At 56.4% G+C, this 12682-nt stretch carries 11 protein-coding genes; 3 read left to right on the top strand and 8 right to left on the bottom strand.

The genetic code is table 11. From position 1 onward, the window contains the following. Nucleotides 1–12 precede the first annotated feature (12 nt). Nucleotides 13–1056 (top strand): threonine aldolase family protein, encoded by a 1044-nt coding sequence (locus AC1ME2_RS15550; RefSeq protein WP_480435036.1) that lies wholly within the window; start codon nt 13–15, stop codon nt 1054–1056. 103 nt (nt 1057–1159) lie between these two features. Here AC1ME2_RS15550 and AC1ME2_RS15545 read toward each other — a convergent pair whose 3' ends face one another. Next, nucleotides 1160–1462: a cell division protein ZapA gene (locus AC1ME2_RS15545; RefSeq protein ID WP_480435034.1), complete on the bottom strand. Its 303-nt coding sequence runs from the start codon at nt 1460–1462 to the stop codon at nt 1160–1162. After that, nucleotides 1459–1692, bottom strand: coding sequence for a hypothetical protein (locus tag AC1ME2_RS15540; RefSeq protein ID WP_480435032.1), 234 nt, complete (start codon nt 1690–1692; stop codon nt 1459–1461). Before AC1ME2_RS15540 ends, AC1ME2_RS15545 begins: the two co-directional genes overlap by 4 nt. A 320-nt stretch (nt 1693–2012) precedes the next feature. Here AC1ME2_RS15540 and AC1ME2_RS15535 point away from each other — a divergent pair, with 320 nt between their 5' ends. Next, nucleotides 2013–3638: a methyl-accepting chemotaxis protein gene (locus tag AC1ME2_RS15535; protein ID WP_480435030.1), complete on the top strand. Its 1626-nt coding sequence runs from the start codon at nt 2013–2015 to the stop codon at nt 3636–3638. Between the two features lie 107 nt (nt 3639–3745). Here AC1ME2_RS15535 and gbcB read toward each other — a convergent pair whose 3' ends face one another. After that, entirely contained in the window at nt 3746–4846 is a 1101-nt protein-coding gene (gene gbcB, locus AC1ME2_RS15530) for a glycine-betaine demethylase subunit GbcB (protein WP_480435028.1), read from the bottom strand. Between the two features lie 335 nt (nt 4847–5181). Here gbcB and gbcA point away from each other — a divergent pair, with 335 nt between their 5' ends. Next, nucleotides 5182–6480, top strand: coding sequence for a glycine-betaine demethylase subunit GbcA (gene gbcA / locus AC1ME2_RS15525; protein ID WP_480435026.1), 1299 nt, complete (start codon nt 5182–5184; stop codon nt 6478–6480). Between the two features lie 241 nt (nt 6481–6721). On the opposite strand, the gene AC1ME2_RS15520 is transcribed toward gbcA, so the two are convergent. The 5 genes from AC1ME2_RS15520 to AC1ME2_RS15500 form a co-directional block, all read right to left on the bottom strand. Next, a complete protein-coding gene (locus AC1ME2_RS15520) occupies nt 6722–7618 on the bottom strand; it encodes an ABC transporter permease subunit (protein WP_480435024.1) in 897 nt (298 codons plus the stop codon). Further along, the gene (locus AC1ME2_RS15515) at nt 7615–8535 is read right to left on the bottom strand and encodes an ABC transporter permease subunit (protein WP_480435023.1); all 921 of its coding nucleotides are present in this window, start codon (nt 8533–8535) and stop codon (nt 7615–7617) included. The genes AC1ME2_RS15520 and AC1ME2_RS15515 overlap by 4 nt, the downstream gene beginning before the upstream one ends. Further along, nucleotides 8532–9674, bottom strand: coding sequence for a polyamine ABC transporter ATP-binding protein (gene potA, locus AC1ME2_RS15510; protein WP_480435021.1), 1143 nt, complete (start codon nt 9672–9674; stop codon nt 8532–8534). Before potA ends, AC1ME2_RS15515 begins: the two co-directional genes overlap by 4 nt. A 322-nt stretch (nt 9675–9996) precedes the next feature. Continuing rightward, nucleotides 9997–11097 (bottom strand): polyamine ABC transporter substrate-binding protein, encoded by a 1101-nt coding sequence (locus tag AC1ME2_RS15505; protein ID WP_480435019.1) that lies wholly within the window; start codon nt 11095–11097, stop codon nt 9997–9999. A 217-nt stretch (nt 11098–11314) separates the two neighbouring features. Next, nucleotides 11315–12679, bottom strand: a complete 1365-nt coding sequence (locus AC1ME2_RS15500) for an aspartate aminotransferase family protein (protein ID WP_480435017.1) — start codon at nt 12677–12679, stop codon at nt 11315–11317. Between the last annotated feature and the right edge of the window lie 3 nt (nt 12680–12682).

The raw sequence follows: 12682 nt of genomic DNA, 5'->3' as shown, positions 1-12682 counted from the left end.
AGAGATCCGGCCATGACCGACAAAAGCCAGCAGTTTGCCAGCGACAACTATTCCGGGATCTGCCCCGAGGCCTGGGCCGCCATGGAACAGGCAAATCATGGTCATCAGCGCGCCTATGGTGACGATGAATGGACCGCTCGCGCCTCTGATCATTTCCGCAAATTATTCGAAACCGACTGCGAAGTATTTTTCGCCTTCAACGGTACCGCAGCCAACTCTCTGGCGCTGTCGTCGTTGTGCCAGAGCTACCACAGCGTTATCTGCTCGGAAACCGCCCACGTCGAAACCGACGAATGCGGCGCACCGGAGTTTTTCTCCAACGGTTCCAAGCTGCTGACCGCCCGCAGTGAAAACGGCAAGCTGACGCCGCAATCTATTCGTGAAGTCGCACTCAAACGTCAGGACATTCACTACCCAAAACCTCGGGTCGTGACCCTGACCCAAGCGACTGAAGTCGGCAGTGTCTATCAGCCCGAAGAGCTCAAGGCCATCAGCGCCACCTGCAAGGAACTGGGCCTCAATCTGCACATGGACGGCGCGCGTTTCGCCAATGCCTGTGCTTATCTTGGGTGCTCCCCGGCAGAACTGACCTGGAAAGCAGGCGTCGACGTGCTGTGCTTCGGCGGCACAAAAAACGGCATGGCCGTTGGCGAGGCGATTCTGTTTTTCAATCACAAACTGGCTGAAGACTTCGATTACCGCTGCAAACAAGCCGGGCAACTGGCCTCGAAAATGCGCTTTCTCTCTGCGCCATGGGTTGGGCTTCTGGAGAACGATGCCTGGCTCAAACACGCACGCCACGCCAACCACTGTGCGCAATTACTCAGCGAACTGGTGAAAGACATTCCCGGCGTAACCCTGATGTTCCCGGTACAGGCCAACGGCGTGTTCCTGCAACTGTCGGAACCGGCGATCAAAGCGCTGACCCAAAAAGGCTGGCGTTTCTATACCTTTATCGGCGACGGCGGTGCGCGCTTCATGTGCTCGTGGGACACCGAGGAAGACCGCGTACGCGAATTGGCAGCGGATATCCGAACGGTGATGCAGGCGGGATAAAGCTGGTCTTCTGTAGGAGCGAACTTGTTCGCGAAGGGTTGGATGCGGTGTGTCAGGTACGCCGCCTTCGCGAATGAATTCGCTCCCACAATAAAGGGGGTGCTTACCCCCGAGCAAGGGTCTTGGAGATCACTTCAACCGTGGCGCTGACCTGCTCTTGATAACGGTTGAGATCCACTTTGTGCCGCTGTTTAAGCTCGATCTGCTGCGAACACAGATTCAACGCCGCCAATACCAGCAGTTTGTCGCCGATCAGGCTCGGGTACTTCTTTTTGGTGTCAGCCAAGGCCGCCTTGAGCATGACTGCCGCGTCAAGCAAGGTCTGCTCTTCCCCGGCAGGTGCCTTGATCGAATAGTCATTACCCAGAATCGAGATGACCTTCACCGCATGACTATCGCTACTCATGCGCTGACAGGGTTGGCGCTAGTGGCACGCTGAACCAATGCCTGAATACGGGCAGCGGCAGCGCCCTGCTTTTCTTCCTGCTCCAGCAGGCTCAGTTGCAGACTGTCGTTATCATCCTTTACTTGCGCCAACTCGGCAGTCAATTGCGCGTTAGTGTTTTGCAGGGTCTGATTCTGTTGCACCAGATCACCGACCAGTTGTTCCAATTGACTCAGGGATGCTTCCAACATTTTGATTTCTCGGGCAAATTTCAAAGGGGCACACGATAAAGAAAAGTCACTGCACACGCCAGGCTTATCAGGGTGTTGAGGCCTTTGATTCCTGGCCGATCCGCTTCTTTTCAAGCGTTGCCGATGTAAACGCATAGGAAGTGTTACTGACTGCATTTTCCTTATCGGGTTCCTGCTGCTCGTCGGACCACACCGCCTGCGACAAATACAGGCAAGTTCGCCAGTAACGCTCAAGACTTTAGTCTTATGTCCGATAGGTGATGCAAGCCACGCTTTTTTTGCCTTACGCCGCATGGAACGCGCCCTATTCGGAAAATCCTATGTCCCTTCGCAACATGAACATCGCTCCCCGCGCGTTTCTCGGGTTTGCCCTGATTGGCAGCCTGATGCTGATCCTCGGCATCTTTGCGTTAACGCAGATGAGCAAGATCCGTGCGGCCGGCATGGAGATTGAGCAGAACAGCCTTCCCAGCATCAAGACCCTTGATGAGTTCACCCAACTGACACTGCGCCTGCGCGTCCTGTCTTACCGCTTGCTGACCAATCGCGAGCCCGACGTTCAACAGAAAACCATCGAGTTGTTTCAGCTAAGAAACGAGCAGATTCGGGCCGCACAAAGCATCTACGAGAAGCTGATCGTCGGCTCGGAGGAGCACGCAGCGTATGACCAATACGTACAGAGGCTGGCCGAGTACCGCCAGCTTGAAGAAAAAATCAAGGCGATGTCGCGCAACAACCAGGTTGATGAACTGCGCTCAATGCTCAACACGGACCTGCTGAGCAACTCAGAACAAATGAATACCGTGCTGAGCACGCTGGTGGATATCAATACCCGTCAGCTTAGCGACAGCAATAAAGAGGCGAGCGACCAGTACGACATGGCGTTTGATCTTCTGGTCGGGATCCTGATTGCCTCCACCCTCCTCACCATCATCTTCGCCTGGCTCCTGACCAGCAGCATCACCCTGCCCATCGCCCAGGCATTGGCCGCCGCAGAAGAGATTGCCGAAGGCAACCTGACACACCCGATCACAGTCGACGGCAATGACGAAGCCGGCCGCTTGCTGGCGGCCATGAAAAAAATGCAGGAAAAACTGCGCGACACCCTGCAACGGATTTCCGGCTCGGCCACGCAGCTCGCCTCGGCAGCCGAAGAGCTGAACACCGTCACCGACGAAAGCGCACGGGGACTCTCGCAGCAGAATAAAGAAATCGAGCAAGCCGCGACCGCCGTCAATCAAATGACCAGCGCCGTGGAAGAAGTCGCGCGCAATGCCGTGAGCACTTCCGATGCCTCGAAAAGCGCCACCACCTCAGCGAGCGATGGTCGGGAACTGGTGATGGAAACGGTCGGCGCTATCGAGCGTATGAGCGGTGACGTGCAAAGCACCGCCGAACTGGTCGGCAACCTGGCCAATGAATCACGGGATATCGGCAAGGTGCTGGACGTAATTCGTGGTCTGGCGGATCAGACCAACCTGCTGGCCCTCAATGCTGCCATCGAAGCGGCGCGGGCGGGCGAAGCCGGTCGCGGCTTTGCTGTGGTTGCCGACGAAGTTCGTGCCCTTGCGCATCGCACCCAGCAGTCGACCAGCGAAATCGAGCGGATGGTAGGCAGCATTCAGGGTGGCACCGAAAAAGCTGTAGATTCGATGCGTAACAGCACCGAACGGGCTGAATCGACGCTGAGCATCGCCAAAGGTGCCGGCATGGCGCTGGACACCATTAATCAGGCCATCGTGCAGATCAACGAACGCAACCTGGTGATCGCCAGCGCCGCCAAAGAGCAGGCACACGTCGCGCGCGAAGTGGACCGTAACCTGGTGAACATCCGAGACCTGTCGGTGCAATCGGCGACTGGCGCCAGTCAGACCAGCGCCGCCAGCAACGAACTGTCTCGCCTGGCTGTCGACCTCAACAGCATGGTTTCGCGGTTTAGGGTGTAACCCAGTCGGCCCTTTCGCAGGCAAGAACTAGGCGCCCCCCCTGCTCCCACAGAAGAACGCAATCCACTGTGGGAGCAGGCTTGCCTGCGAAGCTTTTTAGATCACGCTCAGTAGTCGATCCGCACATCCCCTTTAGGCACGCTACAGCACGACAGGATGTAACCCTCGGCCACGTCTTCATCGGTAATGCCGCCGTTGTGCTCCATCTCCACCTCCCCGCCCAGCTTCATCACCTTGCAGGTCCCGCAGATACCCATGCCGCAGGCTTTGGGGATCATCAGGCCGAGCTTGGCGGCGGCGGCGTGTACGGTTTCGCCCGGACCGACGCGAATGCTCTTGCCGGTCGAAATGAACTCCACCTGATGCAGGTCCGCCAGATCGATTTCCGGGGCGTCGGCCGCTTGTTCGGCTTGTTCCACCGCATCGGCACGGGCTTCAGGTGGCGTCGCGCCGAACGATTCTTCGTGGTACTGAGCCATGTTGAAACCGTTGGCCTCCAGCAGACGCTTGACCGCGCTCATGTACGGCGTTGGCCCGCAGCAGAACACTTCGCGCTCAAGGAAGTCCGGCACCATCAATTCCAGCATTTTTTGGTTCAGATAGCCGCGATACCCGGCCCAGGGTTCGCCGAGACCATGTTTTTCGCAGATCAGGTGCAGGCTGAAGTTGTCGATCCGCGACGCCATGTGCTCCAGCTCGCGGTGGTAAATGATGTCTTTGGGCGAGCGAGCGCTGTGGACAAAGGTCATGTCGACATTGCCATTGGTGTCGTAGAACCAGCGTGCCATGGACATCACCGGGGTGATCCCGACACCGCCGCTGAGGTAGAGGATTTTCGGGTTGGGGAAGTCGATGGCGTTGAACAACCCTACCGGCCCGTGCACGGCCAGCTCCTGGCCTTCATGCAGGGTGTCATGCAGCCAGTTGGACACTTTGCCGCCGGGTACGCGCTTGATGGTGATGGAGAAGCTGTACGGCACCGAAGGCGAGCTGGAGATGGTGTACGACCGCATCACCGGCACGCCGTCGATTTCCAGCTCCAGGGTGACGAACTGCCCAGGCTTGAAGAAGAACAGAATCGGCTGATCGGCCATGAAACAGAAGGTGCGCACGTCCCAGGTTTCCTGGATCACCTTGACGACACGCACCAGGTGGCGGCCATTGGCCCAAGTCTGGGTATTTACCGGGCTGAGGAAACTGTTAGACATGCTCATCTCCACGGCCGACTGTCGGCCTTATGATGCGGATTCTGCGTAAGGCGCAGACTGCCCACTTACCTATCAGCGACATTGACGTACTTATCGCGACCAGCCCCTAACGACTGGGGTTCGCGCGTCGGGAACGGATTCGGCCATGTCGCCCATGGATAAGGTTCGGTCAGCGCCGGACCCCACACTCGCCATTAAATATTTGCGGGCTTTTTTCTTGAAAAGCTATTCGTAAACATAAACGGCAAAAGAACCGTCGCCTTGCGTGCAACTGACCATAAAGAACCGTATTAGCCATTCGCCGACCGTTGAAAACGGTCATGAGGACTTGAAAGATGGACGTCACCGCAACCTTGAGCTTGGGCGATCCGCTGGAACCTGCACGTAAGGCCACCGCCGAAATGCTGCAGAACCGCGAACGCACGTTTTCGCTGCCGCAGCCTTTCTACAGTGACGAGCGGCTGTTTGAAATCGACATGCAGGAAATCTTTCAAAAAGAGTGGCTGATCGCAGGCATGACCTGCGAGATCCCGGCCAAGGGCAATTACCTGACCCTGCAAATCGGCAAAAACCCGATCATTGTGATTCGCGGTGCCGAAGGCCAGGTCCATGCGTTCCACAACGTCTGCCGCCACCGCGGTTCGCGCCTGTGCACCAGTGAGAAGGGCAAAGTCGCCAAGCTGGTCTGCAACTACCACCAGTGGACTTACGAGCTGGACGGCCGTCTGTTGTTCGCCGGCACCGAAATGGGCGCCGACTTCGACATGAAACAATACGGTCTCAAGCCGGTAAACGTAAAGACAGCGGGCGGTTACATCTTTATCAGCCTGGCGGAAAACCCGCCGGCCATCGATGATTTCCTGCAGACGCTGAATCACTACATGGAACCGTACGACATGGAGAACACCAAGGTGGCGGTGCAAACCACCTTGCTGGAGAAAGCCAACTGGAAGCTGGTGCTGGAAAACAACCGCGAGTGCTACCACTGCAACGCGTCGCACCCGGAACTGCTGAAAACCCTGCTGGAATGGGACGACGTCACCGACCCGCGTGCCGACCAGGCCTTCAAGGACCATGTCGCCGCCTCTGCCGCTGCCTGGGAAGCCGAGAAAATTCCTTACGCTCACGCCAGCTTCGGTCTGCGTAACCGTATCGTGCGCATGCCGCTGCTCAAGGGCACCGTGTCGATGACCATCGATGGCAAAGTCGGCAGCAAGAAACTCATGGGCCGGATCAAAAACCCAGACCTGGGCTCAATGCGTATCCTGCACCTGCCGCACTCGTGGAACCACTGCATGGGCGATCACATCATCGTCTTTACCGTGTGGCCATTGGGCGCACAGGAAACCATGGTCACCACCAAATGGCTGGTGCACAGGGATGCGGTCGAAGGTGTCGATTACGACGTCGAGCGTATGCGCAAAGTATGGGACGCCACCAACGACCAGGACCGTCGTCTGGCTGAAGAGAACCAGCGCGGGATCAACTCCACCGCTTACCAGCCAGGTCCGTACTCCAAGACGTACGAGTTCGGCGTGGTCAACTTCGTCGATTGGTACAGCGAACGCCTGCTGAGCAACCTCGGCGCAGAGCCGGCAGCCTATCTGAAGGGTGTGCCAGTCAGTCACGAGTAAAGGACAAGCGCGGTGTGCCCGACACACCGCGCCGCGTTCTTCGCGAATGAATTCGCTCCTACCAAATAAACTGCGCCCCTCTGTAGGAGCGAATTTATTCGCGAAGCTTCACCTGATTAAAATCCGACCAATCCTCGCCAACACCAACACCAACCCCGCAGCAGCTCTCAGCTTTCGACAAACACCTGCCAGCAGGCTGCATCTTCGTAGGCAAGCCTGCTCTCACGGATGCATCAATCGATCACGCGGCTTCAGGCTCCGGCGCTGGTGCCCGACGTGGATCGGGTTGTTTCCAGGAGTCAGCAGCAGCTTCGTCAATAGCGAGCTGGATGGCACGCTTGCGCTGATCTTCGGCACGACGGCTGAAGAACCAGACCATGAAGGTCGCTATCGATACGGCCAACAGGATCAAGCTGGCGATGGCGTTGATTTCCGGCTTAACGCCCAGGCGCACAGCAGAGAACACTTCCATCGGCAACGTTGTCGAGCCAGGGCCGGACACGAAGCTTGCAAGCACCAGATCGTCCAGCGACAGGGCGAAAGACATCATCGCGCCTGCCGCCAGCGACGGCGCAATCATCGGGATGGTGATCTGAAAGAACACCTTCCACGGCCGTGCGCCAAGGTCCATGGCAGCCTCTTCGATGGACAGGTCCAACTCACGCAAGCGAGCCGAGACCACCACTGACACATACGCGGCACAGAATGTAGTGTGAGCGATCCAGATGGTGATGATGCCGCGTTCCTGTGGCCAGCCAATCATTTGCGCCATGGCGACAAACAGCAGCAACAGCGACAGACCCGTAATCACTTCCGGCATCACCAGAGGGGCCGTCGCCAGCCCACCAAACAGCGTGCGACCTTTAAAGTGAGCGATGCGCGTCAGAACAAACGCCGCCATCGTGCCCAGCGCCACAGCGGCGATCGACGTGTAGCAAGCGATCTCCAGCGAGCGCATGACTGAGCCCATCAGTTGGGTGTTATCCAGCAGGCCGACGTACCACTTGATCGACCAGCCACCCCAGACCGTCACCAGTTTGGAGGCGTTGAACGAGTAGATGACCAGGATGAGCATCGGGGCATAGATAAATAGCAGGCCCAACACCAGCATCATGTTCGAGAATCTGAAGCGCTTCATGCTTTGGCCTCCAGCTCTTTAGCCTGGCTACGGTTGAAAAGGATGATGGGCACGATCAGGATCGCCAGCATCACCACCGCCAGAGCAGACGCTACCGGCCAGTCACGGTTGTTGAAGAATTCTTGCCACAGCACTTTACCAATCATCAGCGTTTCGGGACCGCCCAGCAGTTCCGGGATCACGAACTCGCCCACCACCGGAATGAAGACCAGCATGCAGCCTGCGATGATGCCGTTCCTGGACAGCGGCACCGTGATTTTCCAGAAGCTGTTGAAGGTGCTCGAACCCAGGTCCGAGGCGGCTTCAAGCAGGCTGTGATCATGCTTCACCAGGTTGGCGTACAGCGGCAGGATCATGAACGGCAGGTATGAATACACAACGCCGATATAGACCGCCAGGTTGGTATTGAGGATATGCAACGGCTCGTCGATCACCCCCAGCCACATGAGGAAGGCGTTGAGCAGACCGTTGTTGCTAAGGATGCCCATCCACGCATAAACGCGGATCAGGATCGCGGTCCAGGTCGGCATCATGATCAGCAGTAGCAAGACTGTCTGCCGCTCTTTGCGCGCAGAGGCAATGCCGTAGGCCATCGGATAACCGATCAGCAGGCACATGACCGTGCTGAAAAACGCCATCTTAAGCGAGCCCAGATAGGCCGCGATATACAGTTCATCGTCGCCGAGCATCGCGTAGTTGCCGAGGTTGAGAATCACCTGCAGCTTCTGCTCGACGAAGCTGAGGATCTCGGTATACGGCGGAATCGCGACGTCTGCCTCAGCAAAGCTGATCTTCAGAACAATGATGAACGGCAGCAAGAAGAACAGGAACATCCAGAGGAAAGGAACCCCTATGACCAACTGCCGGCCGCCGGGCGTTATTCGATCAAGCACACGTTTTATTTTTCGTATGTTCATGAGCGCAGTACCACGCCGCTGTCGTCTTCCCACCATACATAGACTTCATCGTCCCAGGTCGGACGCGCACCACGGCGTTCAGCATTGGCGACGAACGACTGGACCAACTTGCCACACGGCAACTCGACATAGAACACCGAGTGACCGCCCAGGTAAGCAATGTCATGCACCTTGCCGCGCGACCAATTGTATTTGCAGGTTGGCATCTCGGTGGTGACCAGAAGTTTTTCCGGGCGAATCGCGTAGGTGATGTGTTTGTCTTCAACCGACGTACTAATACCGTGGCCGACGAAGATATTGCGTTCCAGTTCCGGGCTTTCGATCAGCGCGTGACCTTCGGCGTCATCGACTACTACACCTTCGAACAGGTTGACGTTACCAATGAATTCGCAGACCAGACGACTGGTCGGGGTTTCATAGATATCGATTGGGCTGCCAATCTGCGCAATCCAGCCCAAGTGCATGATTGCAATGCGTTGGGCCATGGTCATGGCCTCTTCCTGGTCGTGAGTCACCATGATGCAGGTCACGCCGACCCGCTCGATGATCTCCACCAACTCCAGCTGCATGTGCGAGCGCAGCTTTTTGTCCAGTGCGCCCATGGGTTCGTCGAGCAGCAACAGCTTCGGTTTTTTCGCCAGCGAGCGTGCCAGGGCGACCCGTTGACGTTGACCGCCGGACAACTGATGCGGCTTGCGCTTGGCGTACTGGCTCATCTGCACCAGCTTGAGCATCTCAGCCACGCGGGCATCGATCTCCTGAGCAGAAATCTTGTCTTGCTTCAAACCGAAGGCGATGTTCTGCGCCACGGTCATGTGCGGGAACAGCGCGTAGGACTGGAACATCATGTTGATCGGCCGCTCGTAGGGCGGCATATCAGTGATGTCCACACCATCGAGGTAGATACGTCCCTCGGTCGGCCGCTCGAAGCCTGCGAGCATGCGCAGAAGCGTGGACTTTCCTGAACCAGAGCCGCCGAGCAGGGCGAAAATCTCGCCTTTGTTGATTTGCAGGGACACATCGTCCACGGCAATCGTCTCGTCGAACTTCTTCGTGACCCGGTCGATTTTGACCAGCACCTGTTTAGGTTGCTGATCACCTTCTAGGGCTTTCTTATAGGCGCCGGAGGCAACTGCCATTTGGTGAAACTCCCAACAAAATTTGCAGCCCGACCAGTACAGCCGGGCCTGGATTTTTTTTATTTACCCGATCTGACCGTGGTCCAGCGGCGGGTATTAAACGTTGATTATAAATATGCACGGTAGAAGCAGCTTGAACGCTGACTGCCGGAGTCAAGCTCGCTCCCGCCAGCAAGGCTTTGCAAAATAAAAAATAGACAATGAGGCGGTCCTCTTCCGATCCCTGCAGGAGCCAACGGGTTGGCGAAGGCGCGTGTCAGACACACCGCGTTGAGTTCTTCGCGAACACGTTCGCTCCTACAGAAGATTTCTTACAGTCGGATTATTTACCCGATTTGATCGTGGTCCAGCTGCGCGTCAGAAGTCGCAGCGTTGCAGCAGGCTCGTCGCTGATGGCGTACAGTTTTGCTTGCACGTCGGCTGACGGATAAACGCCCGGGTCACTGCTGATTTCTTTGTCGACCAACGCGGTCGCCGCCTCGTTACCGTTCGGGAAGTGCACGCTGTTGGTGATTTCAGCCATAATTTCCGGCTTCTGCAGGAAGGTCATGAACTTGTAAGCACCTTCGACGTTCTCGGCATCTTTGGGAATCGCGACCATGTCGTAGAAGCTGCCAGCACCTTCTTTAGGGATGCTATAGGCGACTTTAACCTTGTCACCGGCTTCTGCAGCACGTGCTTTGGCTTGGTAAACGTCACCCGAATAACCAACTGCTACGCAGATGTTGCCGTTGGCCAGGTCGGAGATGTACTTGGACGAGTGGAAGTAAGACACCGACGGACGGATCTTCAGGAACAGGTCTTCGGCTTCTTTCAGCTGTTTCTTGTCCTGGGAATCCGTTGGGTAACCCAGATAATGCAGGGCCACCGGAATCATCTCGGTCGGCGAATCGAGGAAGCTGATGCCACAGCTTTTCAGCTTGGCCGCGTTCTCAGGCTTGAACACCAAATCCCAAGAGTTGACCGGGGCGTCTTCGCCCAGTACGGCTTTTACTTTTTCCGGGTTGTAACCAATACCGATCGAGCCCCACATGTACGGGAAGGCATGTTTGTTACCTGGGTCACTGGCTTTGCCAACGGTACTGAGCAGTTTCTCGTTGAGGTTTTTCCAGTTAGGCAGTTTGGATTTGTCCAGTTCCAGATAAACGCCCGCTTTGATTTGCTTGGCCAGGAAGTTGTTGGACGGCACCACGATGTCATAACCGGACTTGCCAGCCAGCAACTTGGCTTCGAGGGTTTCGTTACTGTCAAAGACGTCGTAAACGACCTTGATCCCCGACTCTTTTTCAAATTTTGCAATGGTGTCCGGTGCGATGTAGTCGGACCAGTTATAGACGTGAAGAACTTTGTCATCGGCCTGAGCAGCAGCGGCCACTACACCCATAAGGGACAAGGCGAGGAGGGTCTTGCCAAATATTTTCATGCGTACAGCTCCGTTGTTTGAATACTAACCGTTGGGTAGCGGCGACTGAATAAGTCATACATTTGGCAAGAGTCTGGGCGGGCTACACGACCATGTGCCCCCCGTCTTACCTGTTACTGCATACATCAGAATCAACCTGTTTAAAGTGAATGAAACCGCATAACTGACTACCGTTCCACTCACCTCAATCAAGTACTTTCTCACTTGATCCTGGCACTTAGCCTTGTATTGCACGCAAGGTCAGGTCCAGGCACGTACGCGCCTTGGTCACCAGTTCATCAATCTCGGCAAAACTTATCACCAGCGGTGGCGCAATAATCATGGTATCGCCGACGGCGCGCATGATCAGGCCGTTATCGAAGCAGAACTGTCGGCAAATCATTCCAACGCCCTTACCGGTATAACGCTCGCGAGTGGTTTTATCTTTCACCAGTTCGATAGCACCCAGCAGCCCTACGCCCCGCACTTCACCCACCAACGGGTGATCATTCAGCTCACGTAAGCGCTTTTGCAAATAGGGTGCCGTTTCTTCCCGAACATGGTCGATGATTTTTTCATCACGCAGAATGCGGATGTTTTCCAAGGCCACGGCGGCGGCAACCGGGTGACCTGAATAAGTGAAACCGTGGTTGAAATCACCGCCTTCGTTCAGCACCCTAACCACTTTATCGCGCACGATCAGGCCACCCATAGGGATGTAACCCGAGGTCAGGCCTTTGGCGATGGTCATCATGTCCGGTTTCAGGTCATAGAAATCGCTGCCGAACCATTCGCCTGTGCGACCGAACCCACAAATCACTTCGTCAGCGATAAACAGGATGTCGTACTTGGCGAGGATTTTTTTGATCTTCGGCCAGTACGTGTCAGGCGGAATAATCACACCGCCAGCGCCCTGGATCGGCTCGGCAATAAAGGCACCCACATGGTCGACGCCCAGCTCGAGAATTTTCTTCTCCAGTTGCTCCGCAGCCCAGACCCCGAACTCATCCGGGCTCATGTCGCCACCTTCGCCGAACCAATACGGCTGCGCGATATGGACAATGCCGGGGATCGGCAAGTCGCCCTGCTCATGCATCCCGACCATGCCGCCCAGGCTCGCGCCCGCAACGGTCGAGCCGTGGTAGCCGTTGATCCGGCTGATGATTATTTTCTTCTGCGGCTGGCCTTTGATTGCCCAGTAGTGACGCACCATACGCAGCACGGTGTCATTGCCTTCGGAACCGGAACCTGTGAAAAACACATGGTTCATGCCTTCTGGCGCGATATCGGAAATGACTTTGGCCAGCTCCAACACCGGCGGGTGAGCCGTCTGGAAAAACAGGTTGTAATACGGCAGCTCGCGCATTTGCTTGCTGGCGGCATCCGCCAGTTCGTCACGGCCGTAACCGATGGCAACGCACCAGAGACCGGCCATGCCATCGAGAATCTTGTTGCCTTCGCTGTCCCACAGATACACGCCCTTGGCGCGGGTAATGATGCGCGGGCCTTTTTCTTTCAATTGTTTGAAGTCGCTGAACGGCGCCAGGTGATGATCGTTGCTCAAGGCCTGCCATACACGTGTTTGTGGATTCTTGTTACTCATACC

Source organism: Pseudomonas sp. ASL9 (assembly GCF_056680335.1).
The sequence above is the reverse complement of the archived record's forward strand: the minus strand, read 5'-3'. Positions and strand labels throughout refer to the sequence as shown.

Excerpts from the sequence above, each read along its gene's own strand:
- AC1ME2_RS15515 (WP_480435023.1), bottom strand. The coding sequence starts at position 8,535 with ATGAACATACGAAAAATAAAACGTGTGCTTGATCGAATAACGCCCGGC.
- AC1ME2_RS15535 (WP_480435030.1), top strand. The coding sequence starts at position 2,013 with ATGTCCCTTCGCAACATGAACATCGCTCCCCGCGCGTTTCTCGGGTTT.
- potA (WP_480435021.1), bottom strand. The coding sequence starts at position 9,674 with ATGGCAGTTGCCTCCGGCGCCTATAAGAAAGCCCTAGAAGGTGATCAG.
- AC1ME2_RS15520 (WP_480435024.1), bottom strand. The coding sequence starts at position 7,618 with ATGAAGCGCTTCAGATTCTCGAACATGATGCTGGTGTTGGGCCTGCTA.
- AC1ME2_RS15550 (WP_480435036.1), top strand. The coding sequence starts at position 13 with ATGACCGACAAAAGCCAGCAGTTTGCCAGCGACAACTATTCCGGGATC.
- AC1ME2_RS15545 (WP_480435034.1), bottom strand. The coding sequence starts at position 1,462 with ATGAGTAGCGATAGTCATGCGGTGAAGGTCATCTCGATTCTGGGTAAT.
- AC1ME2_RS15540 (WP_480435032.1), bottom strand. The coding sequence starts at position 1,692 with ATGTTGGAAGCATCCCTGAGTCAATTGGAACAACTGGTCGGTGATCTG.
- AC1ME2_RS15500 (WP_480435017.1), bottom strand. The coding sequence starts at position 12,679 with ATGAGTAACAAGAATCCACAAACACGTGTATGGCAGGCCTTGAGCAAC.
- AC1ME2_RS15505 (WP_480435019.1), bottom strand. The coding sequence starts at position 11,097 with ATGAAAATATTTGGCAAGACCCTCCTCGCCTTGTCCCTTATGGGTGTA.
- gbcB (WP_480435028.1), bottom strand. The coding sequence starts at position 4,846 with ATGTCTAACAGTTTCCTCAGCCCGGTAAATACCCAGACTTGGGCCAAT.
- gbcA (WP_480435026.1), top strand. The coding sequence starts at position 5,182 with ATGGACGTCACCGCAACCTTGAGCTTGGGCGATCCGCTGGAACCTGCA.